At 68.9% G+C, this 23,823-nt stretch carries 17 protein-coding genes and 1 pseudogene; 9 read left to right on the top strand and 9 right to left on the bottom strand.

Annotation, left to right across the window (positions count from 1 at the left end):
• Window positions 1-12 precede the first annotated feature (12 nt).
• A complete protein-coding gene (locus tag BJ986_RS01290; RefSeq protein WP_179420358.1) occupies window positions 13-1,161 on the bottom strand; it encodes a winged helix DNA-binding domain-containing protein in 1,149 nt (382 codons plus the stop codon).
• Between BJ986_RS01290 and BJ986_RS16150 the strand changes: the two are divergent.
• Window positions 1,122-1,610 (top strand): annotated as a pseudogene (locus BJ986_RS16150) (SRPBCC family protein); the annotation flags it as partial. The gene BJ986_RS01290 and the pseudogene BJ986_RS16150 sit on opposite strands and share 40 nt — an antisense overlap.
• 57 nt (window positions 1,611-1,667) lie before the next feature.
• Here the strand turns inward: BJ986_RS16150 and BJ986_RS16145 are convergent.
• The gene (locus tag BJ986_RS16145; RefSeq protein ID WP_238338040.1) at window positions 1,668-2,501 is read right to left on the bottom strand and encodes a hypothetical protein; all 834 of its coding nucleotides are present in this window, start codon (window positions 2,499-2,501) and stop codon (window positions 1,668-1,670) included.
• Window positions 2,502-2,946: 445 nt separating this feature from the next.
• Here BJ986_RS16145 and nrdR point away from each other — a divergent pair, with 445 nt between their 5' ends.
• A complete protein-coding gene (gene nrdR / locus BJ986_RS01280; protein WP_179420356.1) occupies window positions 2,947-3,456 on the top strand; it encodes a transcriptional regulator NrdR in 510 nt (169 codons plus the stop codon).
• Between the two features lie 98 nt (window positions 3,457-3,554).
• Window positions 3,555-6,494, top strand: coding sequence for a vitamin B12-dependent ribonucleotide reductase (locus BJ986_RS01275; protein ID WP_179420355.1), 2,940 nt, complete (start codon window positions 3,555-3,557; stop codon window positions 6,492-6,494).
• A 202-nt stretch (window positions 6,495-6,696) separates the two neighbouring features.
• On the opposite strand, the gene BJ986_RS01270 is transcribed toward BJ986_RS01275, so the two are convergent.
• A complete protein-coding gene (locus BJ986_RS01270; RefSeq protein WP_179420354.1) occupies window positions 6,697-9,810 on the bottom strand; it encodes a DEAD/DEAH box helicase in 3,114 nt (1,037 codons plus the stop codon).
• A gap of 228 nt (window positions 9,811-10,038) precedes the next feature.
• Here BJ986_RS01270 and BJ986_RS01265 point away from each other — a divergent pair, with 228 nt between their 5' ends.
• Window positions 10,039-10,347 (top strand): hypothetical protein, encoded by a 309-nt coding sequence (locus BJ986_RS01265; protein WP_179420353.1) that lies wholly within the window; start codon window positions 10,039-10,041, stop codon window positions 10,345-10,347.
• A gap of 21 nt (window positions 10,348-10,368) precedes the next feature.
• Window positions 10,369-11,760: a nuclease-related domain-containing protein gene (locus tag BJ986_RS01260; RefSeq protein WP_179420352.1), complete on the top strand. Its 1,392-nt coding sequence runs from the start codon at window positions 10,369-10,371 to the stop codon at window positions 11,758-11,760.
• A gap of 65 nt (window positions 11,761-11,825) precedes the next feature.
• On the opposite strand, the gene BJ986_RS01255 is transcribed toward BJ986_RS01260, so the two are convergent.
• From BJ986_RS01255 to BJ986_RS01245, 3 genes are all read right to left on the bottom strand, one after another.
• Window positions 11,826-14,120, bottom strand: coding sequence for an FG-GAP-like repeat-containing protein (locus BJ986_RS01255; protein WP_179420351.1), 2,295 nt, complete (start codon window positions 14,118-14,120; stop codon window positions 11,826-11,828).
• A gap of 194 nt (window positions 14,121-14,314) precedes the next feature.
• Window positions 14,315-15,061 (bottom strand): zinc metalloprotease, encoded by a 747-nt coding sequence (locus BJ986_RS01250; protein ID WP_179420350.1) that lies wholly within the window; start codon window positions 15,059-15,061, stop codon window positions 14,315-14,317.
• 409 nt (window positions 15,062-15,470) lie between these two features.
• Complete coding sequence (locus BJ986_RS01245; RefSeq protein ID WP_179420349.1) at window positions 15,471-16,244, bottom strand: DUF5995 family protein; 774 nt, start codon at window positions 16,242-16,244, stop codon at window positions 15,471-15,473.
• A gap of 128 nt (window positions 16,245-16,372) precedes the next feature.
• On the opposite strand from BJ986_RS01245, the gene BJ986_RS01240 reads away from it, so the two are divergent.
• The 4 genes from BJ986_RS01240 to BJ986_RS01225 all read left to right on the top strand — a co-directional run bounded on the left by BJ986_RS01240 (window position 16,373) and on the right by BJ986_RS01225 (window position 21,896).
• Window positions 16,373-16,999, top strand: a complete 627-nt coding sequence (locus BJ986_RS01240; protein WP_337794647.1) for a hypothetical protein — start codon at window positions 16,373-16,375, stop codon at window positions 16,997-16,999.
• Window positions 16,996-17,943 (top strand): hypothetical protein, encoded by a 948-nt coding sequence (locus BJ986_RS01235; protein WP_179420348.1) that lies wholly within the window; start codon window positions 16,996-16,998, stop codon window positions 17,941-17,943. Before BJ986_RS01240 ends, BJ986_RS01235 begins: the two co-directional genes overlap by 4 nt.
• Before the next feature lie 227 nt (window positions 17,944-18,170).
• Complete coding sequence (locus tag BJ986_RS01230; protein WP_179420347.1) at window positions 18,171-20,321, top strand: MMPL family transporter; 2,151 nt, start codon at window positions 18,171-18,173, stop codon at window positions 20,319-20,321.
• A gap of 195 nt (window positions 20,322-20,516) precedes the next feature.
• On the top strand, window positions 20,517-21,896 hold the full coding sequence (locus BJ986_RS01225) for an HNH endonuclease signature motif containing protein (RefSeq protein WP_179420346.1): 1,380 nt from the start codon (window positions 20,517-20,519) through the stop codon (window positions 21,894-21,896).
• 96 nt (window positions 21,897-21,992) lie between these two features.
• Here BJ986_RS01225 and BJ986_RS01220 read toward each other — a convergent pair whose 3' ends face one another.
• The 3 genes from BJ986_RS01220 to BJ986_RS01210 all read right to left on the bottom strand — a co-directional run bounded on the left by BJ986_RS01220 (window position 21,993) and on the right by BJ986_RS01210 (window position 23,718).
• The gene (locus BJ986_RS01220; RefSeq protein ID WP_179420345.1) at window positions 21,993-22,328 is read right to left on the bottom strand and encodes a YciI family protein; all 336 of its coding nucleotides are present in this window, start codon (window positions 22,326-22,328) and stop codon (window positions 21,993-21,995) included.
• 110 nt (window positions 22,329-22,438) lie between these two features.
• Window positions 22,439-23,416 (bottom strand): TIGR03086 family metal-binding protein, encoded by a 978-nt coding sequence (locus tag BJ986_RS01215; RefSeq protein WP_179420344.1) that lies wholly within the window; start codon window positions 23,414-23,416, stop codon window positions 22,439-22,441.
• A complete protein-coding gene (locus tag BJ986_RS01210) occupies window positions 23,413-23,718 on the bottom strand; it encodes a metalloregulator ArsR/SmtB family transcription factor (RefSeq protein WP_179420343.1) in 306 nt (101 codons plus the stop codon). The genes BJ986_RS01215 and BJ986_RS01210 overlap by 4 nt, the downstream gene beginning before the upstream one ends.
• Window positions 23,719-23,823: the final 105 nt, after the last annotated feature.

The raw sequence follows: 23,823 nt of genomic DNA, 5'->3' as shown, positions 1-23,823 counted from the left end.
TCTAGCAGCGGGTCACCTGGCGGCCCGCCGCTCGCGCCGCGCTGGGTGACCCAGGTCACCTCCCCACAGGTGTGGGGTCCCCGTGGCCTCGACGTAGGACAGGTCGCGACCGTGGAACCCGGCGAGCCGCTGCGCCGCGAGCCGAACCTTCTCCCGTCCCGGCGCCGTCAGCCCGGGGGCCAGCCGCACCTCCACCTCGACCACGTCGGGGCGCACCGTCCTCTTCCAGAGGCCGACGTTGGTCCTGTCGAGGACCACGGTGGCCCAGAACGGGTCGGGGTGAGCCGAGTAGGGATGGTCCGGCAGCGCGGGAAAGTTGACGCCTGGATAGCTCAGCACCACCTCGTCATAGGTGGGGAGCAGGTATGCCGCGGGCGCGGCCGGGCTGCGCCGGCGCACCTGGCTCGGGTCGAACCAGTGCGGGATGCAGTCGACCACGACCTCCTCCAGGTCGTCGATCTGTGCCAGGGCGGCCTTGGTGTCGCTGACGGTCATCGTGGCCCAGCGCGTGAAGTCCTTGACGGAGGCCGGTCCGTGTCCGCTGAAGAACCGGCGCACCAGCTCGACGAGGGCCTCGTCGCGGCTGCGCTCCGGGGTCGGCGCGATCACCTCGTCGACGAGGGCGTAGGAGTGGTGGACCCCCTTCATCGGGCCGGAGCAGACCAGCCCGCGCAGCTCGGCGACGAGCAGCAGGTGGCCGAGCTGCTCGCCGGGCCTGATGGGGGAGCCGCGCTCGACGAACGCCTCACCCAGCTCGCGTCGGGTGAGGAAGTGTTTGTCCTGCAACAGGATGGCCAGCAGGTCCAGGCCGTCGTCAAGGCGACGGACGTCGTCCAGACCGAGCTGCCGGTGCCGCCCTGCCATGCCTGACAGCACCCGCGCGGAGGTGAGCGCGAGGATCCAGCGCAGGTCCTCGGGCGCGACGAAGTGCCACGTCGGCCGCAGGATGTGGGTGCGCACGAAGGCGCCCTCGTCGAACTCGCGCCGCACCGCGGCATAGCGGTCCTTGCGCGAGCGCAGGGCAAGCGAGAAGAACGCGTGGTCACGCTCCTGGCTCTGCACGCAGGTGAGCAGGCGCACGGCATCGGCCGCCCGGGGCAGGGGCGCCGAGCTGAGCCGCTGTGTGGCCAGCCGCTGGGCGAGGACGCTGGCGGGATCCATGGCGCCATCCTGTCGAATACCACCGACAGGTGCGCGACCATGGAGGCGTGGAGCAGAGCACCACCGTCGACATCGCGGCCCCGCCCGAGCTGGTCTGGCAGGTGCTCACCGACGTCGAGCACTGGTCGGACTGGACCGCGTCGGTGCGGTGGGTGCGCCGCCTCGAGGACGGCCCGCTGCGGCAGGGTTCGACGGCCAGGATCAGCCAGCCCAAGGTCCCCACGGCGGACTGGGTGGTCACCGAGCTCGACCCGGGGCGGGCGTTCACCTGGGTGTCGGTGGCACCCGGTGCGCTGACCACCGCCAGGCACTCGGTGGAGGCGCTGCCGGGTGGAGGGAGCCGGGTGCGGCTCTCGGTGGACCAGGATGGGCTGCTCGGCTCGCTGGTCGGACGCCTCTACCGGGGGCTCACCGAGCGCTACCTCGCGATGGAGTCGGCCGGGCTCAAGGCGCGCTGCGAGTCCAGACTCGCGTTAGCCGCCGTTCGGTGGACGGGCTCCACGACCTCAGGTGCTCACGCCCCGCAGCTGGAGGTCCGCGGCATACCCGCCCAGCTGGGCGGTGAGCTTGGCCGTCACGGTGCCGGGTCCTGTGGGGGTCCACGTGATGGTCACCGAGGCCGCGTCGCCGGGAGCGACGGCGCCCTCGTTCTGGAGCTCGGCCACGAACCCGGCCGTGGATGGCTCGACGACCAGCGAGGCCGCCGCGATGCCGAGCGCGTCCTTGCTCCCGTTGAACAGGTGGACCGTGCTGCTCACGGGCGTGGTGCCCGTCGTGACGAGGTCGAGGCTGCGCGGCACGAAGGCCACGATGTCCTTGGCCGTGGCTGATCCCGGACCGAGGATCACGTCGGCGACGCGTTCGATGAGGTGTCGGAAGGTCTCCTCGCGGAATCCGATGACGAACGCGATGACGGCCAGGATGGCGATGCCGGGCCCGTCGTAGGCCACCGGCACGGCGGCTGCCGAGCCACCGCTGGGCGGGGTCGCGGGGGAGGCGGTGACGCTCTTGATGAGCAGCACCACGATGAGCACGCCGATGGTGCCGCAGACGCCCCCGAGCAGCGGGCGGGCGATGTGCCAGAGGTAGTAGTCGGGGTCCCAGTCGTGGGCGTGCTTGACGATCCCGACCAGGCTGATCGTCGCCCCGCCCAGCGCCCCTGCCCAGGGCACCCAGAGGGGCACGACCGACTGGAACGAGAACGACCAGTAGAGCCGGGTCGGCCCGGGGTTGCTGGAGTAGACCAGCACGGCGACGAGCAGCAACGACATCGAGATCACGTTGACGGCGAAGAAGATGCCCGGTCGCCGTCGCCAGTCGTCCTGGGGGATCGTGGCCATGGTCCGACGATCCTCCGTCGCTTTGCGGGCGTGATCGTCTGTTTGCATGAAGGTGCGTCATCGTCGCCTGGCATGCGGCCACTCGGAGGGTGTCCACCACATGTGGGGGAGTCAAGGTTGGACAAACCCCACATGTGGTCGCCTCTGACGTCACACCAGTCACACCAGTACCGTTTTCGGAGCCCTGTCGGCGTGTCGCGCCGCGCCGCCGCTGGCCGCTGACCTGCGCAGATGCACACTGCGACAACAGTTTCCGGGAACGGCTTGCGTCGCAGGTCACATCGGGGCAGACTATCCCTACATCTAGTGGTTACACCGCTGTAGTTCGTCCACATGTAGTGCACAGGACGAGACGGTTTGTCCACACGTTGTCCCCAGCACGTCCACAGACCAGTCCACAGATCCGACCCCGACTGGGGTCGAACTCCAGCGGGAGGAGACCGACATGCACTGCCCGTTCTGCCGTCACACCGACTCCCGCGTGATGGACTCACGGACCACCGACGACGGCAGCTCCATCCGCCGGCGTCGTCAGTGCCCCGAGTGCGGTCGCCGCTTCACCACCATCGAGACGGCCAGCCTGACGGTCACCAAGCGCTCCGGCGCCAACGAGCCCTTCAGCCGCAGCAAGGTCCTCGTCGGGGTCCGCAAGGCCTGCCAGGGTCGTCCGGTGACCGAGGACGACCTCGCGATCCTGGCCCAGCGGGTGGAGGAGTGCATCCGCCAGCAGGGGCAGGCCGAGGTCGAGGCCCACGAGGTCGGGCTGGCGATCCTCGGACCGCTGCGCGAGCTCGACGAGGTCGCCTACCTGCGGTTCGCCAGCGTCTACCAGGCCTTCGACAGCCTGGAGGACTTCGAGGGTGCGATCACCCTGCTGCGCGCGGAGCGCGACGCCACCGGCACCGAACCAGACCGCACCGACCGACAACGACAGGGGAGTATGCCGCCGGGCTGAGCCCCGCGGCATACGCACCCACCGCACGACCGAGGCACTGTCAGTGCCCCGAGAGACAATCAACTCATGCAACACCAGGGGCTAGGGAGGCCATCAGAATGACTGAAACCGCAGGCGCGCGCGCAGGTGCTCGCAAGAGCGCTGGCAAAGGCGTGAAGGTTGAGCGGATCTACACCACCCCTGGTGTGCACCCGTACGACGAGGTCACGTGGGAGAAGCGCGACGTCGTCCAGCAGAACTGGAAGACCGGCGAGACGATCTTCGAGCAGCGCGGGGTCGAGTTCCCCGACTTCTGGTCGGTCAACGCCTCGACGATCGTGACCACCAAGTACTTCCGTGGCGCGCTCGGCACCGACAAGCGTGAGACGGGGCTCAAGCAGCTCATCGACCGCGTCGTGCTGACCTACGTCAAGGCGGGCAAGGACCACGGCTACTTCTCCTCCGCGGAGGACGCCGAGATCTTCGAGCACGAGCTGACCTACGCCCTGCTGCACCAGGTGTTCAGCTTCAACTCGCCGGTGTGGTTCAACGTCGGCACGCACAGCCCCCAGCAGGTCTCCGCCTGCTTCATCCTGGCCGTCGACGACTCGATGGACTCGATCCTCAACTGGTACAAGGAAGAGGGCTTCATCTTCAAGGGCGGCTCCGGCGCCGGCCTCAACCTCTCCCGCATCCGTTCGTCCAAGGAGCTGCTCAGCTCGGGTGGCACGGCTTCCGGCCCGGTCTCCTTCATGCGCGGCGCCGACGCGTCCGCCGGGACGATCAAGTCCGGTGGCGCGACCCGTCGTGCGGCCAAGATGGTCGTGCTCGACGTCGACCACCCCGACATCATGGAGTTCGTCCAGACCAAGGCGCGCGAGGAGGACAAGATCCGCGCGCTGCGCGACGCCGGCTTCGACATGGACCTCGGCGGCAAGGACATCGTGAGTGTCCAGTACCAGAACGCCAACAACTCGGTCCGCGTCAGCGACGAGTTCATGAAGGCGGTCGAGGACGGCACCGAGTTCGGGCTGCGCGCCCGCAACACCGGTGAGGTCATCGAGACGATCGACGCCCGTGAGCTGTTCCGCAAGATGGCCGAGGCCGCGTGGGAGTGCGCCGACCCGGGCATCCAGTACGACGACGTCATCAACGACTGGCACACCAACCCCGAGACCGGCCGGATCACCGCATCCAACCCGTGCTCGGAGTACATGTCGCTCGACAACTCCTCGTGCAACCTGGCGTCGCTCAACCTGCTCAAGTTCCTCAAGGACGACGACACGTTCGACGCCGTGAAGTTCCAGCAGGTCGCCGAGCTCGTCATCACGGCGATGGACATCTCGATCTGCTTCGCGGACTTCCCGACCGAGGCGATCGGCGAGACCACGCGTGACTACCGTCAGCTGGGCATCGGGTACGCCAACCTCGGCGCGCTGCTCATGGCGACCGGTCACGGGTACGACTCCGAGGGTGGCCGCAGCCTCGCCGCGGCGATCACGTCGCTGCTCACCGGTGCCGCCTACAAGCGCTCCGCCGAGATCGCGGGCGTCGTCGGTCCGTATGCCGGGTACGCCCGCAACGCGGACGCCCACAAGCGCGTGATGCGCAAGCACCAGAGCGCGAACGACGCGATCCGTCCGCTCGACACGATGGACACGGCGATCCACCGCGCCGCGACCAAGGCGTGGGACGACGTGGTGAAGGTCGGCGAGAAGAACGGCTACCGCAACGCCCAGGCGTCGGTGCTCGCCCCGACCGGCACCATCGGCTTCATGATGGACTGCGACACCACCGGCATCGAGCCCGACTTCTCGCTGGTGAAGTTCAAGAAGCTCGTCGGTGGCGGCTCGATGCAGATCGTCAACCTGACCATCCCGCGCGCGCTCAAGAAGCTGGGCTACACCGGCGAGACCATCGAGGCGATCGTCGAGTACATCGCCGACAAGGGTCACGTCATCGACGCTCCCGGCCTCAAGACCGAGCACTACGAGATCTTCGACACCGCCATGGGTGCGCGGTCGATCTCGGCCATGGGTCACGTGCGGATGATGGCGGCGGTCCAGCCGTTCCTGTCCGGCGCGATCTCCAAGACGGTCAACCTGCCCGAGAACGCCACGGTCGAGGAGATCGAGGACGTCCACATGCAGGGCTGGAAGATGGGCCTGAAGGCGATCGCGGTGTACCGCGACAACTGCAAGGTCGGTCAGCCGTTGTCCGACGGTGGCTCGACCGCCAAGGACAACGCCGCGTCCAAGGACGCGGCTGCGGCCGAGGCCAAGGTCGAGCGGGTCGTCGAGTACCGCCCGGTGCGCAAGCGTCTGCCCAAGCGCCGGACGTCGCAGACCACGTCGTTCGCGGTGGGTGGCGCCGAGGGTTACCTCACGGCAGGCACGTACGAGTCGGGCGACCTGGGCGAGATCTTCCTCAAGTTCGGCAAGCAGGGCTCGACCCTGGCCGGCGTGATGGACGCCTTCTCGATCGCGGTCAGCATCGGCCTGCAGTACGGGGTGCCGTTGGAGACCTTCGTCGAGAAGTTCACCAACCTGCGGTTCGAGCCTGCTGGTCTGACGGACGACCCCGACGTGCGGATGGCGCAGTCGATCATGGACTACGTGTTCCGTCGCCTGGCGCTGGACCACATGGACTTCGACACCCGTTCGTTCATGGGCATCCACACCGCGGAGGAGCGTGCGCGCCAGCTCGAGACCGGGTCGTACCAGGCCATCGACGCCGATTCCGAGTCGGACGAGGAGCTCGAGGACGAGCTGGAGAACCTCAGCCAGTCCGCGCCCGTCACCAAGCCGGCCGCTGCCGCTGCGACCTCGACCCCCGCGGTCGAGGGCAAGGCACTGGACGCCGACAAGGTGAAGTCCGGAGCGGGTGCAGCCAGTGCCCGTGAGGTCTCGGTCGAGGTCCACTCGTCCGCTGAGCTCCTGGAGAAGTTCCAAGGCATCTCCGCCGACGCCCCGATGTGCATGACCTGCGGCACCAAGATGCGCCCCGCCGGCTCCTGCTACGTCTGCGAAGGCTGCGGAAGCACCAGCGGCTGCAGCTGACCTAGCCAGCTAAAGACGGTGGGCCCGGAGCGAACTCGCTCCGGGCCCACCGTTATTGCATGGGCGTGCGTCCCGCCCCGATGGGCCGGCCGGTGACGCATATACGGCGGTGTCGCGCCTAGGGCACGGAGGACTCCGGCCCGGCACGGAGGACTCCGGCCCGGCACGGAGGACTCCGGCCCGGCACGGAGGATCAAGGTGCTCAGCCGACGACGCTCGCGACTGTGAAATCGGCTGCTGGCATGGGCGTTCGGAGTCGCCAGGTGATGGCGATGGGGCGCTCGCCGCGGTGTTCCACGTAGTCGGCTTCGCCCAGGAAGAGGTAGGGAGCGCCCGACCCGAACTCGGTCACCTTCTGGGGCCGAGCGAAGAGCAGGACGTGACTGCCTGAGCTGCGGTGGCCGAGGTAGCGCTGCCCGGTCTTCGATGCAACGGTCGTCCCCGACTGCGACTCCCAGTGGAACAGCTCAGGGCTGATTGCGTAGTCCTGGTACATGGTCGTGGGGGAGTACTCAGCCTCGGACTTGTGCAGCGTCACGAGGAACGCATCGGAGTTCGCGGCCTGGGAGAACAAGACTCCTTCGCGGAAGCTGTTGGGCTTGCGTCCATCGATGGCGACGTAGTCCAGCGCAGCCACGATCTCTTCGCGGGTGTAGCGGGCGTGCACCCGGAGGGGGCGCAGCGCTAGTTCGCCTCCGACCCGGGAGCTGAGGCGCGCCGCCCCTTCAAGCCCGAGGGCGACGACAGCCCTGAGGTCCTCGCGAACTGCCTGCTCGTTGCGTAGCGCCGACAGCCCCGCGGCATACGACTCGAAGCCGCCCCCGTCGGACCACAGAGAGAAGAACAGCATCCGACCGAAGGCTTGGAAGGCCGGATCGGCATCCTCGTAGTTGGGCGCATCATCGCTCAGCCAAGCTAGGTAAGCCGCTGCTCGGTCAGGGTCATCGACGTGAGTCAGTGCCCGGACCCGCTTGAGCAGAGTGTCTTCACGTGGACCAGCAGCCGCGACGTCCAAGCCTGCCTCGCGACGCAGCCGCGCCCACGAACGGTCGGCCCGCACGACGTCCGCCAAGTCGACCCCTGACTCCTCGAGGAAGCGCCCCAAGTTCTGTGTCGGGTGGGCGCGGAGCTCACCGGTGATGTTGGGCCAGCGTTTGGTGACCTGGCTCCGGATGTTGGCCAGCACCAGCTCCTGGCTTTGTCGGTCCAGGACGATTTGCGTGCCCGCAGGCAGGAAGGGAAAGCCGTGTTCGAGATCGCGTTCAAGCTGTCCACGCGTGCTGCCAGTCATCGCGCGGAACCGCTGGTCGAAGCGGAACTCCTTGCGGTGATGCCCCACAAAGTCGAGAGCGGTTAGCACGGGCTTGTCCCGCGCACGTCGCAGGCCTCGGCCGAGCTGCTGCAGGAAGACGGTTGAGCTTTCCGTCGGGCGGAGGAAAAGGATTGTGTTGATGGAGGGAACGTCAAAGCCTTCGTTGAAGACATCGACCGTTAAGAGCGCTTGGAGTGCCCCAGCCCGCAGGTTGGCGATGGCCGCCTCCCGGTCGTCGCTGCGCGTATCGCCGAGAACCGCGGCCGCGCGGATCCCGGCCTCGTTGAACACCTTGGTCATGTAGTGCGCGTGGGCCTGTGACACACAAAAGCCGAGGGCCTTCATCGAAGCAAGGTCGCCGACCTTGTCTCGCACGGCCTTCAGGATGATCCGAGAGCGCGAGTCATTGCCGGTGAAGAGGTTGGAGAGTTCAGTGGGGTCGTACGTGCCGGCCTTCCAGTCGACAGTCGTGAGGTCCATTCCGTCGGCGACTGCGAAGTAGTGGAACGGCGTAAGAAGATCGGCCTTGAGGGCGTCCCACAGTCGGAGCTCCGCGGCAGTTCGCCCGTCAAAGAACGCCCGGACGTCGACACCATCGCCGCGCTCCGGGGTTGCCGTCAGCCCAAGCAGCTCGCGAGGGTTGAAGTGGTCGAGGATCCGTCGGTACGTCTGTGCCTCTGCGTGGTGAAACTCGTCGATCACCACGATTTGAAAAGAGCCGGGCGGAATGTTCGCTACGCCGTACGACGAGAGCGACTGCACGGACGCGAAAACGTGCTGCCAGCGCTCGGGTCTTGCCCCTCCGACATACAGCTCGCCAAAGTTGGCATCGCCCAGCACCTCGCGGTAGGTGCGCATCGACTGCTGCAGGATCTCCTTCCTGTGGGCGATGAAGAGCAACCGAGGAAGGTTCGGCGCCGCGTCCGCAAGGCGGCGGTAGTCGAGAGCCGCCACCACTGTCTTCCCGGTGCCCGTCGCCGCAACCAGCAGATTGCGATGGCGACCATGCAGGACCCGCTCGACCTCGAGCTGATCGAGCATCTCCTGCTGGTAGGGGTACGGACGCACCTCGAGGCCGGAGAGCGTGAGGGTGACGCGGTCGTGGGTCTTGCCGCCGCCTGCCTCGGCGAGAGCGTCATCGAGACGGTCTCGGTCACTCTCCGGGTCGTACGTCTCAAACGTCGCGTCGTTCCAGTAGCTGTCAAAGGTTGCACTGAACTTCTGCAGAAGCGCGGGAGTGGCGACCGAGGACAGGCGCACATTCCACTCGACACCGTCCAACATGGCGGCCCGCGAAAGGTTGCTTGAGCCGACATAGGCAGTGTCGAACCCGGTGTTGCGCCGGAAGAGCCACGCCTTGGCGTGGAGCCGAGTGCGCTGCGAGTCGTACTGCACCTTGACCTTGGCACCGAAGTCCCGCACCAGTCGGTCGAGGGCTTCTCGCTCAGTGGCGCCCATGTACGTCGTGGTGATCACTCTCAGCGGGATGCCGCGCTCCGCCAAGGCCTTGAAGTGATCCTCGAAGAGCCGTAAGCCGTACCACTTAACGAAGGCCATGATCACGTCGACTTGATCGGCGCTAGCCAGCTCGGCGCGAATCTCGTGGCCCATCCCTGGCTCGCCTTGGGCGTTGGTCAGGAGAGCAGCATCGGAGAGGGGAGTGGAGGGTCGTTCGGTGAACGACCGGGCCGCCCTGCCTGGTGCTGGCACATCGGAGACCGAGAGAAGGTGTCGCGCGGCTACGACCCGATCCTGCGGCGCCTGGAGTTGCTCGAGAATGTCGTTGACGAGGTGCACCCGTCGCTCGGGATTGCGTTCATCGCGCAAGGTCCGAAGGACCACCGCTCGTACGTGGCGCGCAAGGACCTCGGGCACATCTGCCTCATCGAGATTGCCACTGCCGAGGTGCCGTCCCTTGGAGGCCGAAAGCCGCTCTTGCCACTCGTGCGTAATCAGCTGCTCGTAGAGCCCCTCAAGCAGGCTGTCGTCGTCCCCTCGTGCCATGCAGTGGAGCTTGCCAGGGACTCCCGTCCCTAGTCGGGAATTGGCGCAATCGACCCATTCCGCGCGGGCCGTGGACAGCGAGAGGGGCGTTGGACCCATCTGTAGGGCGAGCGCACGACTGCCGATGGCCTGACCTGATGATCTCAACCGTTTGGCCGGCTTTGCCGTTAGTTCTGCACGTTGGGGTGACGAGTGGCCGATGGACTTCTAGCGTCCTGGCATCAGTCGATGATCTATGACGAAGGCAGCGCCATGTCCGAGCTTCAGCACCACGCTCCGTACCCGCCGATCCACCACGTTGCGCCCAAAAATCCGGGTGTCGCCCTGCTCGCATCCATCTTCTTTCCCGGCCTCGGCAGCCTGATGAACGGCCATGCAGGCAAGGGCATCGGCATCTTCGTGGGATACGTGCTCAGCTGGTTTCTCGTGATTCTCTTCGTCGGAATCTTTGGCGTCATCGGCTTCTGGATCTGGGGCATGGTCGACGCCTACCAGGGCGCTAAGTCCTGGAACGCGCGTCATGGCATCGTGAGCTAGGCAAGACGGCACACACGACCCATGCCAGTCGGGGGAGGAAGCGCAGACCGCAGGGCCGACGCCCTTGCGGCATCTGGTGATGCGGCGGCGGCCGCGGCGTGGGCGGCCGGTGCGGCGGGTGAGCGACGCGTCGCGGCGGAGCTGTCCAACCTGCGCGAGGCTTGGACGGTCTTGCACGACCGGCTCCTGCGTCCGGGGCAGTCAGAGGCGAATCTCGACCATGTCGTCGTCGGACCCGGCGGCATGTTCCTTATTGATGCCAAGAACTGGCGCGGCAACGTCACCGAGTACGAAGGTGGCCTCTACCAGCACGTCGGCACGGCCGAAGTCCGAACCAGCCATAGCAAGGCCGTGGAGATAGCGAAGGTTCACGGCATGGCGGCCTACATGGCGGTCGAGTCGGGCATGGCCGTGACGCCTGTGATCTGCCTGGCCGGGGCTGGTGAGGCCGACTTCGGCGAACCTCAATCGGTGCGTGGTGTCTGGGTGGTGCCAGTGTCCAAGGTGGTGGCGTGGCTTGAGTCTCGTCCCCAGATCCAGGATCGGGACGCAGCGGCAAGAGCAGTGACTGTTGCCATGACCAGCTTTCCCTCAACAACTACCGACCCCGAGCTCCTCTCCGCCATGGGTGCAGCGGCAGCTCAGATCAAGTCGTCGCGCCGAAGGGGGGCCCGCCCCTCTCGTTCCTTGCCACCAGGCCGCGTGGGGGCTAGGCGACCAGTAACGACCTCCGGGCGTCGACGTCCTTCGCTGGCCGCGCGGATCGGCAAGCTGATGGTGTCGCTGCTTGTCCCGGCGTTGACTCTGCTCCTCTTGGTTACCTTCCTGCCAAAGATGCTCACGATCGGGGTCGAGCGACTAGTACAAGGCGCGGTGGGGGTCCAGCCGAGTGGACTGGCAACGCACCCGAGCGGCCGTGCGAGCTCGACGGTTACGGCGGACAGCGGCACCATACGGGTTTCGCCGTCTAGGGATACGAAACGGACGGTCGTGAAGTCGGTTCCGCCACCCGACTGCGCAAATGCTTCTGCCTCTCAGATCCAGAAGATCATCGGGCGACGCGTGCAACCCATCGCGGTTAGCACCGGGTGTGCATGGGGCTCGCGGCTGGACGACCCATCGACGACCCTGGTGACGATTCAAATGTCACCCGGTCACGCTGCGTACGACATGCAGCTGGAGGCTTCGATGAAGCAGCGCCGGGTGGTCTACGGAGGTGGCTATGACGCCAGTTTCAAGCCTGCGACTGCGCTGTGGGTGGCGACAGGGGCGCCCATCATCAACGGGAGCTCGACGGTGAGCGCGAGGGCGGATACGCACATTGTCGTCGCACGCACAGCGCTCGGGATCTCGGATGACACGGGCCGGCGAATGGCCCTGGCGATCGCTGCAGCCGTCAACGTTGCCCGCTAACCTCCGCCGGGCGCCCCGCGAGGTTTGCGAGGGGGGCTAACCGCCCCCTGGCATGTTGCAAGCCGTCAGCGCACTCCGGTGATCCGGGTGGTGGCGCCCCAGGGGGCGGTGAATCGCTGGGGTGCGGCGAACGCACCCTTGCCGTTCCCGGCATACACGAAGTCGACGTTGGCGGGCGTGCGACCGATGAGGTCGGCCTTGCCGTCGCCGGTGATGTCACCGGTCGAGAACACCGTGTTGTAGACCTGCCAGCCGGCCGAGATCACCACGCCAGGCAGATAGCCGATGGCCGTGGCCGAGGCGATCCCGGTCCCGCGATACAGGTAGAGCCTGCCGTCGGGGGTGCGGCCGAGCAGGTCGGCCCGACCGTCGCCGGTCACGTCACCCGGCGTGATCATCTGGCTGAACATCTGCCAGCCGGTGCCGATCCGCCGCCAGGCTCCCGTGAACCCGCCCTTGCCGTTGCCGGCGATGAACCACAGCTCGCCATTTGCCTTGCGCGCCAACAGGTCTGGCTTGCCGTCGCCGCTCCAGTCACCTGGGGTGATGAGGTCGGTGTAGTCCGCCCACGACCCGGGCAGGAGGGTGCGTCCGGGCAGCAGGCCGCCCTTGCCGTCGCCCTTGAACAGGTAGGCCGCACCGCCCGTGGTCGTGGTGGCGATGACGTCGGCGAACCGGTCGCCGGTGAGGTCTCCGGGGGAGACGACCTGGCTGTAGGCGTTCCAGCCACTGCTCAGTCGGACCGGCGTCCCGATGGCACCGATCTTGCCGGGGTAGAAGTAGAGGTCCCCAGCAGCCGTGCGCCCGATGACGTCGCCGCGGCCGTCGGCGTTGAATCCCGCTATCGGCGTCGTGGGCACCGGTGGCGGGGTTACAGGCGGCCGGGTCACAGGCGGCGGGGGCGGCGGGGGAGCGCCGGTCTTGGTGTAGCTGAGCCCGGACAGTGCCCTCCAGTCGTTCGCCGCCACCTTGCCGGTGACCGTGAGCAACGCCGCCTTCTGGAAGCGCTGCACCGCCCCGAGGGAGGACGGGCCGAACGAGCCGTCAGCCGTCCCGGCGGCGAACCCTCGCCGGTTGAGCTCGAGCTGCAGGTCGCGGACCGCCCAGCCGCTCGAGCCAGTGGCCAGGGTGAGCGTGCCGTAGGCCGCGAACAGTCCCGCCGTCGCCACCGGTGCGGGGCCGCTGGTCGAGGAGTACCTCGCGTACATCGCGGCCTTGTCCCGGATCGTCGACATCAGCGGGTACAGGTACTGCCCGGGGCAGAGGGTGTAGGACGTGTTCTGGTGGGCGTTGATGGTCGGGAGGGTGGCGACGACCCCAGCCGCGAACTTCGTGCCCGTCCCGCCGGCCGAGGTCAGCTGGGTCGTGCCCAGCGGGTCCACCCCGTACTGCGAGAGCTTCCAGCCCGCGACCTTGGCGATCGAGTCGACCATCACGGCCGGGGGAGTCGTGGTCTGGTAGTTGCCCAGCGCCGAGATGCCCATCGTGTCGGTGTTGAAGCCCATCGCGTGGGCTCCCCGCACGGCCTGGGTGATCGACCCGGCACGGCCCTCGTAGACGCGGCCGAACTTGTCGACGAGGAAGTTGTAGGCGATGTCCGACCAGCCGAGGCCCTTGGTGTCATAGGCGTAGATGCCGCGGATCTGGGCGGCGGCCGTCGTCTCGGTGTAGTCGTTCGAGGTGGCCGTGTGGTGGATGACGATCGCCTTGACCGTCGAGTTGTAGGTCGCCGGCCCGCGCAGTGACTCATCGGCGCCCCACTGCTTACGCGTGATGATCGTGGGCGTCAGGGCGGCGGCGGAGGCAGACGCAGCAGGGAGCTGCGGTGTGAGCCCGTTGTCGGCAGCCGAGGTGCCGGGGTTGATCGTCGTGACCCGGAGATCCGGCAGCGGCTGCCCGTTCGTGGTGTCCACGCGCACCTGGATCGCGGTGGCGCCGTCGGTGACGAGGGGGTTGGACCCAAGACGCGCTGTGGTCGACTCGGTGGTCCCGCCCTGCGGGCCCTCGTCAGCCACCCCGAGCGACTCCCAGCCGGTCCAGCCGGAGTCCTCACGGACGCGTACCTCCACGGTGATGTCCTTGGAGGAGAGCCCGGTCGTACGCGCCCAGGAGACCCCGGCGACGGTGAACCGGGCCCGCTCCTGCCCCCGCGTGAGGGTGCTGAGGACGTGGCCGGGGCGCACGACGCGCTGGCCCCACAGCTGTCCCTCGGCCGTCGCGTCGACCCCGTGGACGGCGGTCGACTGCACGTGCGGCGTGACCGGATGCGGCGCGGTCGTCGAGGCGAACGACACCGTGGGGAGGGCCACGAAGACGGGGGTGATCGCGAGGGCGGCGAGGGAGGCAGTCAGGAGGCGCACAGTTACGTCCGGGGGGATGGTGGGGGGCGGGGGGCTGGTGTGACGACAGTGAAGAGTGGCACTCCTGCCGACCTAACGCCCCATTCCTCACGAAAATTCGGCCGTTAGGACGACCCGCTCCCGGCGTGTCGCATGGCGTGTCGCCGCGCTCGGCGTGCCCCGCCCCGCGTGCCCCGCCCCGCGTGGGGACCCGGTCAGCGCAGGCAGGGTCCCGAGCCGAGTCGGCGCAGTCCCTCGCGGTCGCCAGGCCCGAAGTCGGTGATCCCGCTGTCGTTGTGGGCGTCCATCAGCTCGGCGCTCGAGTCGACGTGCGCCAGTCCCACCATGTGGCCGAGCTCGTGCATGACGATCGCACGCGCCTGGGCCCAGCCATTGGAGCGTCGGAGCACGTCGGCGATGGTGGGACCGCGGAGGTAGACGAGTCCGCTGACGTAGTGCCGTTCGTCCGGATAGCTGTACGGAGCCTCGCGGGGGCCGCCGATGCCGGCGACGTTGCCGGCCAGCGCGGGCACCACGTCCGGGGTGGTCCACGCGACGAGAGCGGGAGCCCACCGGCCCTTGAGTGGGTTCGGGTTGAGCAGCGATCGGGTGGTCGAAGGGGTCTCGTCGGTCTCGCCGTCCACCACGAACGTGAGACCGCTCAGCTCGCTGACGCGGTCCAGGGACTCGCGCAGGAGACGGTCGGCCTGCGCAGGGGCAGCCGCCTTGTTCACCACGAGGTGAATGGGCGTGCAGGGGCTCCATGTGACGGGATCGTTGCCGACCGGCCGACGGGTGGCCATGAACGCGTAGTGGGTGGAGTTCGAGCCCGGCGGGATCGTGCGATCGAGCGCCGGACTCGGCACTCCCGGCAGCTGGTTGATGCCGAACGCCCGCAGCACCGAGTCGTGGCCGAGCAGCCCGTTGTCCACGTAGGCCGCGCCGACGAGCGCGGCCAGCACGAACAGCAGGCTGACAGCCGTGCGCGGCCCTGATCGCGGTGCACCCGGTCGGGCAGGGCGACCGGGGTATGACGGCGTGCGTCCGGGGCCGTCCGCGGCATACAGCACCCGAGGGGTGGACCCGCTGGGAGCCAACGGTTTCCGGCGTCGCGGAGGCCGCCGGCCCGCTCTGCGGTCTGCCAGGCACCACAGACACAGCACGCGACCCGTGGCCCGCTCGAAGCCCGCCCGCTCGCCCGACGCGACCCGTTCGCCGCAGGCGCAAGCGGGCGTCCACGGGCACGTCCGTCAGCCAGATCCCGTCGTCGATCTCCAGTGTTCTTCCCTCGCTGGTCGTGGCATGGCGCTGGCCACCCTGTCGCAGGGAGGCAGGGCCGTGGGCACGACCCGCGAGAAATGCCCTCGAAGTTCAGCCGTTCGTCCGAGGGCTCGCGCCGCGGGCGGCAGGGGGGAGGGTGACCCCGAACCCGGCCACAGCCAGGCGCAGCAACACCTGGCCCGGCGCCAGCAGGTCGGCGATGCGTGCGGCGCTGAGCACTTCGAGCTCGGCCAGCCGCGCGGCATACTCCTGCGCACCGGCGACGCGCGCCTGCTGGAGCTCGACGGTGTTGTGCCACACCTTCTGTCGTGCCTCGCGCAGGAAACGCTTGGAGCTCAAGCGGTTCAGCGGTTGCAGGACCCGGTCGAGGAGGGAGCGTGCGGAGACAACCCCCAGCTCGTCGTCCTCGGCGGCGACGCGGCCGGACAGCACGCCGTCGATGCGCTCGTGGTCACGGGCCCGCCGCGCCACGACGACCGGGTCCGCGAACTCGGCGTCGCTGATGACTGCCAGGAGCGCCTGAGGCAGGTCGTAGTTGATGTGCGCGTTGATGCCCAGCAGGACGTGGCGAAGCGCCGGCAGTGACTCCGGCGCGTCGAAGGCCAGCCGCCACGGGCGGGGCACGTCGGGACTGCCCGCGAGGTCGAGGTCGAGTGCGTCGAGGTAGAGGTCGGCGAACACCACGTCCCACCGCTCGACCCACTCCGGGTCCTCGAACTGTGCGTCCGCGATTGCCGCGCCCACGGCCAGAGTGGTCCGGCGGTAGGTCTCGAGGAACAGTCGCTGCGCGCTCCTTTCGGGAGGCATCCGGACGAGCCGGGCATCCATCGCAGCGACGACCCTGGCGATGTCGCGCTCGGGCATCTGAACCCCCTGACCTGACGGGCCTGCGCGTTCTAGTATCGAGCTCAGGGCTGGCGGTGGCCAGCGCCCAAGGGCCGACGGTCGTCAGCCGCTGTGACGGACACCTCGGGCCGGGAAGCAGGTGCGGCGTGGCAGGTCGACGCAGTCTGAGTCGCCACAGTCTCAGTCGACACAGTCCCCGTGACTTCGACCCAGTCGCACTGGGGCGCCTCGAGACCCAGGCGTGGGCGAGCTACTACCGGCGCGAGTGGGGACGCGCGCTGCGGGCGTTCGTCGGCATGGTCGACGAGGGTTTCGGCCTTGGACCCCGGCTGACCCTCGTCGGGGCGTGGCACGTGCTCCGCGCCAACAAGGCGTGGGCGCCCGTGCCGGACAACGACCCTGACGCCGCTCTCGCCTCGATGCGGCAGTTCTACGAGCTCGTGCTCGCGCACTCGGACCTGAGCTTCGACCCCGGGCGGGCCGCGGAGCTGGAGGTCGAGTGGTGGCGCCTGCACCGCGCCCACCAGCGCGATGACGCGGCCACTCGCGACGAGCTCGAACGGGCCCTCGTCGAGCTCTACGCCTATGTCTATTCCGCACCTCCGTCGACGATGCGCGAGGCCGCCCGGTGGCGAGCCGAGGCGATGGACCTCTCCGACGCGTGGGACGCCGGTGGTTGCGACCTCGCCGACGCGCGCCTGGCGGCCGAACGGCGCGCGCTGGTGGCTTCCTACGCGGCCCTCCTCGACGCGGTCTCGCGGGTGCCGGCATGAGTGCCGCAGGCCCGGACGAGGCCGACCGCGGCGATGCCCTCGGCCGGGCCGGCGGTGCCGGCGGCGGGACTGACGCCGGGGCCGGCGACGACCGGATCCTCACCAGCACCCGCGGGCTCTCGGCGTTCATCGCACCGTTCCTGCTCGTCGCCTTCGTGCTGCTCTACGGCTACCCCGGCGACACCGCCCGCCTCTGGTCGTGGCCGATCCAGGCGCACATGACGTCGATGCTGCTGGCGTCGGCCTACCTCGGCGGCTGCTACTTCTTCCTCCGCGTGGTCCTCCTGGAGCAGCACTGGGCGGCGGTGCGCGCCGGCTTCGTCTCGGTGGCCCTGTTCGCGACGCTCCTGGGCATTGCGACCATCCTGCACTGGGACAAGTTCACGCACACGAAGGTCGCCTTCTGGCTGTGGGCCGGTCTCTACTTCACCGCCCCCTTCCTGGTGCTGGCCGCGTTGCTCACCAACCAGCGGTATGCCGGCCAGCCAGCTCCCGACGCGCCTCGCCTCGGGCAGGTGCCGCGGCTGGTCGTGGCCGGCGTGGGTGGCCTGGCGGTCCTCACCGGGCTGTTCCTCTTCCTGGTGCCGGCCCAGGCGATCACAGTCTGGCCGTGGCCCCTCACCCCGCTGACGGCCCGGGTCGTGGGTGCGACGTTCTGCCTGGGTGCCGCCGCGCTCGCCGTGCTGCTCGACGACCGCTGGGAGGCCGTGCGACTGATGCGCACCGTGCAGCTCGTCATGTTCGGCCTCATCCTCGTGGCCGCAGTCCGAGCAAGGCACGAGTTCTTCACCGGCCGTCCGCTGACCTGGGTGATGGGGGTGGGGTTCGTCGGGCTGTTCGCGGCCTCGATCACCTCCGCCCTGCGCGACCCGGACCGCCAACGCAGCCGGGGTCGACACGAAGGCCCTCGCGCGGCGCCGACCGGGCCAGCTCCCACCGGGTAACCGTCGGAGACCCGGCCGGGCGCGGTCCCTCGCCGGAGCGGTGCTCGCGCCACGCGGCATACGACCCGAATTGCCCGAAACGGACTCAGGGTCCGCCCTGACCTGTCCCTGAAGCCCACCGCAACTGCCTCGAAAACCGTTGTATCCCAGCGCAACCCCGGCTTACCGTGGAGCGGCAGCATGCGCCAGGCGGGAGGTGCGACACCGGTACGGGAGAGGCGACAGCAATGGCACAGACTCGGATCGGGGACGTCGGCCGGCTGGCGTCGTTCCCGTCATCGAAGGTGACCAAGTGGTTCGTCCTCATCTTCTGGCTGGCCGTGCTGGCTGCCGCCTTCGGTCCCGCGGGCAAGCTGCAGGGGGCGCTCAACAACGAGGCCGTGGCGTGGCTGCCCGCAGACGCGCAGTCGACGCAGGTGGTCAAGCAGATCGAGGCGTTCCAGAGCAAGAACGAGTTCCCGGCGGTCATCGTCTACGAGCGGCCCGCTGGACTGACCGCTGCGGACCTGCAGTCGGTCACTTCCCAGGTCGCGAAGTTCAACGCGTTGGCGCCCGTCCGCAAGGACTCCGTGGGTCCGATTCCGTCGAAGGACGGCAAGGCCCTGCAGGTCATCGTGCCGATCGACGCGGGCAGTGCAGGGTGGGACTCCCTCAGCGCGACGGCCAAGGACCTGCGGGCCATCGCCCAGACGCGCCCGCCGGGCCTGTCGATGCAGGTGACCGGTCCTGTCGGGTTCTCTGCGGACTCGTCGGCCGCGTTCTCCGGGATCGACGGCAAGTTGCTCTACTCCGCGCTGACCGTCGTCATCGTCATCCTGCTGCTGACCTACCGCAGCCCGATCCTGTGGCTCATCCCGGTGGTCTCGGCGGGCACGGCCCTGTTCGTGGCGCAGGCCGTCATCTACTTCCTCGCCAAGGACAACACCCTCACGGTCAACGCGCAGAGCTCCGGCATCCTCACCGTCATCGTGTTCGGCGCCGGGACGGACTATGCCCTGCTGCTGGTCGCCCGATATCGCGAGGAGCTGCGCCGCCACGAGGACCGCCACGAGGCGATGGCCTTTGCGCTGCACCGCGCCGGGCCCGCGATCTTCGCTTCCGGTGCCACGGTGATCGCGGGGATGCTCTGCCTGCTCGTGGCGACGATGAACTCCACCAAGGGTCTCGGGCCGGTCGCCGCCATCGGCGTCGCGGTCGGGTTGCTCGTCATGCTCACCCTGCTGCCGGCGCTGCTCGTCGTGTGCGGCCGCTGGATCTTCTGGCCGGTGCGGCCGTCGTACGGCTCGGTCGACCACACGCGCGACGGCGTCTGGGCTCGCATCGGTGCCCGGATCGCCCGCGCCCCGCGCCGCGTCTGGGTGGTCACGTCGGTGCTGCTGGCGGTGGCGGCGCTCGGCGTCCTGCAGCTCAACGCGGTCGGGCTGCAGAACAAGGACGCCTTCTATGGCACGCCGGAATCCGTGGTGGGAGAACAGGTCCTGGCCCGACACTTCTCCGCCGGCTCGGGTTCGCCGGTCATGGTGCTGGCCAACGCGTCGCAGGCTGGGGCCGTCAAGACCACGCTGCAGGGAGTGGCGGGTGTCTCGTCAGTCGCCGACCCGGTGACCAAGGGTGACCGCTCGCTGATCCAGGCCACCCTGGCCGCTGCGCCCGACTCCGACGCCGCGACCCGAACGGTCGACCGGATCCGCACCGCCATCGCGGCAGTTCCGGGGGCCCGCGCGATTGCGGGCGGTGACACCGCCACCCGTGCCGACACGCTGCGTGCATCGGCCGACGACAACAAGCGGATCATCCCGCTCATCCTCGGTGTGGTGCTGCTGATCCTCGTGCTGCTGCTGCGGGCGATCACGGCGCCGCTCATCCTGATGGCTACGGTCGTGCTGTCGTACGGGGCGGCGCTCGGGCTGTCCGCACTGATCTTCCGACACGTGCTTGGCTTCGCGGGCGCGGACTCGTCGCTGCCGTTGTTCGTCTTCGTGTTCCTCGTCGCCCTCGGGATCGACTACAACATCTTCCTGATGACGCGCGTCCACGAGGAGACGAAGGAGATCGGCACCCGACGGGGCGCGCTCGTCGGGCTCGCCGCGACCGGGGGAGTGATCACCTCTGCGGGCCTCGTGCTCGCCGGGACGTTCGCGGTCCTCGGCACCCTGCCGGTCGTCGCCTTCGCGGAGATCGGCCTGGCCGTGGCGCTCGGCGTCCTGCTCGACACCCTCGTGGTCCGTTCCGTCCTCGTGACGGCGCTGAACCTCGACATCCGTGGCCGGATGTGGTGGCCCAGCGCGCTGTCCAAGCGGGACGCCGAGCTCGACGCGGCGACGCCGACGGCCTCCGCCGAGACTCCGGACGCCTCGGCCCTCGAGCCTGCCCACTGACTCGTTTCGCGAGGTATGCCGCGCGGTGCGGGGTCGCGTCTATCGGCACTGTTTTTGCCGTATTGGTGCCGTGTCGGCACCGTATCGGCACCGATACGGACCGCTCCTGTGGATAACGGACACTGTGTGACTGCAACGGAATTCGTCGTTCGGCGGTGTGAATGCGTTGTCAGTGGGTCCGTCTAGGTTGGAGTCATGGCAATCGCACCCGACTCCACCACACGAGGCAGGGCACCACACGCCCGGCCCGTGCTGAGCGCTGCCCGGGAGTGCTGCGACGCCATAGGTGGCGCACACCCCGAGCGGCTGTGGGCGTTGTCCGACGTCGAGGTCGAGGCCGCCATGACGACGCTCGCCCAGCTCCACGCGAGCACGGAGGCGCACCTGGCGGCGGTGCTCGTCGAGGCCAAGTCCCGCGGGCTCGGCATGGGCGAGGGATGGGGAGCCCAGGACTGGGCGCGGATGCGGGCACCGGGACTGAGTCCGCGGCTGCTGGCCGACCTGGACACCGTCGCGGGGGCCTCCGGCGAGCTGCGACTGACCGAAGTGCACGAGGCCCTGGCCGAGGGGCAGGACCCTACTGCGACAGAGGCGCTTCCCGTGGGCAAGGCGGCCCTGCTCGTGCGGTTCCACGAGGGCGTCCGTGGCATGGCCGATCCGTCCCAGCTGGAGGAGGCGACGCACCACCTGGTCGCGGCCGCCCGGGGCCATGACGGGCTGGCCGACCGGGCGCTGGCCATCGCGGTGCGCCGGACGGCCGACCTGATGCGGCCGGACCGGCTGGTCGAGCACGACACCGAGGTCAGGCGCGCCCACCGTTCACTGGTCAAGGGAACGGGCCCGATGGGGATGTGGCGCTACTCGATGCTGTTGGACGCCGAGGGGGCTGCGATCCTCGACTCGGCCGTCGATGCCCTGGCCAAGCCCCAGACGGACCCCGAGAGTGGGGAACGTGACCCGCGAACCCCTGGAGCCCGGCGGGCTGATGCGCTGATCGAGCTGGTCCAGCGAGCGGTCGGCGCTCCCGAGGGCGTTCCGCGCCAGGCCAAGACGACGCTCGTGGTGACTGTGGGGCTCGCCGAGCTGCAGCAGACCTGCCGCGGCGCGGGTCTGACGGTGGCCGGCGAGCCGCTCTCCATCGAGACGACCCGTCGCCTGGCCTGCGATGCCGAGATCATTCCGGCTGTGCTCGGCTCCCGCCGCGAGGTGCTGGAGCAGGGCCGCGCGGAGCGGCTGTTCAGCCGCGCTCAGATCCGCCACCTGTGGCTGCGGGACCGGCACTGCACGTTCCCCGGCTGCACCAAGCCTGTGACCTGGTGCGACGCACACCACCTCATCCACTGGGCTGACGGCGGCCCGTCCGACACGGACCATGGCGCGCTCCTGTGTCAGGCGCACCACACGGTCGTCCATACCAACCGCTACGCCGGCGAGGTCGTCACGGGTCCCCACGGGCCCTTCGTCAGGTGGGACCTGACACCCGGGTCCTACGACGTCCAGCTCGATGCGTGGCGGGCCGGGCGGGGCACCCGCGTTGGCGAGCCCGACTGTGGCGACGCGCCACCGCGACCATGAACCAGCCCCGCGCCCCGCACGATCTGTGCGGGGCGCGAAGCATGCGCGCTGAGCTGCGCGCGGGAGGGCGCCGGGGTAGCTGGCGCCCTCGCTCGTTCACATGCCCGGGACGGGCTGTGCCTCGTGCACCTCGATCGTGCAGCCGCCGGGCATGTTGAGGTGCGGGTGGCCCTGCGCGAGGGCGAGGGCGGCGTCCATGTCCGCTGCTTCGATGATGCTGTAGCCGGCGACCTCGCGGGTGCTGGGCGACGTGCCCGCGGGGGTGACCTGCACTCCGCCTGCAAGCGGGGTGCCGAAGTCGACCATCCCGTCACCGACGCGGCCGGCCCACTCCATCCACTGGCCCATGACGGCTTCCATCTCGGCGGGATCTGCAGGCGCGGCCTCGGCGGGCGTGGTCGGGGCGTGGTAGATGAACAGGAACTTGCTCATGGTTGGTTCTCCTCGGGTGATTGTTCGCGGGTGATTGTTGGTGCGGTGAGTCGTTGGTGCTGGGGGTGCTGGGGGTGATGGTGGAGCTGGGGGAGAAGGGGTCTGCGCCGTCAGGCGTGGATGGGCGTGCGACCTGCGTAGGCAGCGAACCGCTCCACCGCGTCCGCGTCCGCCGACGGAGTCAGCTCGTTCCCGAACGAGCTGCCGCGGCCTTGGGCGATGACGCCACGGGTGAGGTCGTGGACGTAGCCGACGACCTCGTCGGAGACACGTAGCTCCTGGCCGGAGGCCTGGGCGAGGTCCCATCCGTGCAGGAGGAGCTCGAGCGGCAGGATGCTCGCGAGGAACATCGCCGGCACGTCCGATCCGCCAGCGCCGGGCACGGTGCCCTCGAGGTCGATCCCTTGCCACGCGTCGATCGCCTGGCCGGAGAGCACGGACACCTTGTCCTCCAGGGAGCCTTCCGCGGGGATGCTCAGGTTCGCTCCGGCCATGCCGCCGAGCTGCACGAGGGAGGCGAGCAGGTGCTCGGCGAGCTCGTGCGCAGTGAAGTTTGCACACGGCGTGGGCTTGGGGCGGTCGGCGGGAGTGAGGTTGCGCAGGACGGGCTGGATGACCGCCAGGGCCGCCCAGGCAGCCACGACCGGAGTGAGGTTCTCCGGTGCCCAGGCCCACTCGTCGTTGCCGGCGTCGCCGGTCGCGGCGAGCCGTTCGAGCCGCTCGAAGTAGTGGTTCCACCCCTCCGCGTGCTGCGCTGCCTGGTCCTCGGTGAGGCCTTCGTGCACCAACGTGACTTTGGATCCCTCAGGCGCCGGCTCGATGGTCACGGTGACGGTCGAGGCGTCCTTGGGCAGGTCGGGGTTGCCGTCCCAGCCCCAGCCGAACACGACCCGGCGGCCGGGCTCGACCTCGCGGTAGGTGCCCTCGGCGACGTGGCCGGGGGTGACCGTCCAGCGGTAGGAGCCGCCGGCGCGCAGGTCGACAGTCGCCGAGACGGTCTGCCAGCGGCGCAGCCGCTCGGGCTCGGTGATCAGCGCGAATGCCTCGTCGGGCGAGACGGGCAGTACGGCGGACTTGGTGAAGCTCATGGGTTTCCCTTCGTCTGGTGCGCGTCAGCGACGAGCAGGTCGAGTTCGGACGTCCAGAAACGGTCGATCTCGGCCCGCAGTCGCTGCAGCCCGCTCGGCACGACCCGGTAGGTCCGCGTGCGTCCGACCTTCTCGGCCTCCACCAGCCCGGCCTCGGCGAGCACCAGGAGGTGCTGGCTGATCGCGGACCTGGTCACCGGGAACTCGCTGGCCAGGTCCGTGACGCCCCGTGGCCCGCGGGACAGGAGCTGGAGGATCCGGCGGCGGGTGGGCTCGGCGGCGGCGGAGAGAGGATCATTCACAACTCGCAATACGTTAGTCACCACTAACGCATTCTGTCCAGTCGGCGCAGCGCCGGGCCCACGGCATAGCGGGGTATGTCCGGGGTATGTCCGGGGTATGTGCGT

This window comes from Pedococcus badiiscoriae (assembly GCF_013408925.1).
Lineage (GTDB): Bacteria > Actinomycetota > Actinomycetes > Actinomycetales > Dermatophilaceae > Pedococcus > Pedococcus badiiscoriae.
The sequence above is the reverse complement of the archived record's forward strand: the minus strand, read 5'-3'. Positions and strand labels throughout refer to the sequence as shown.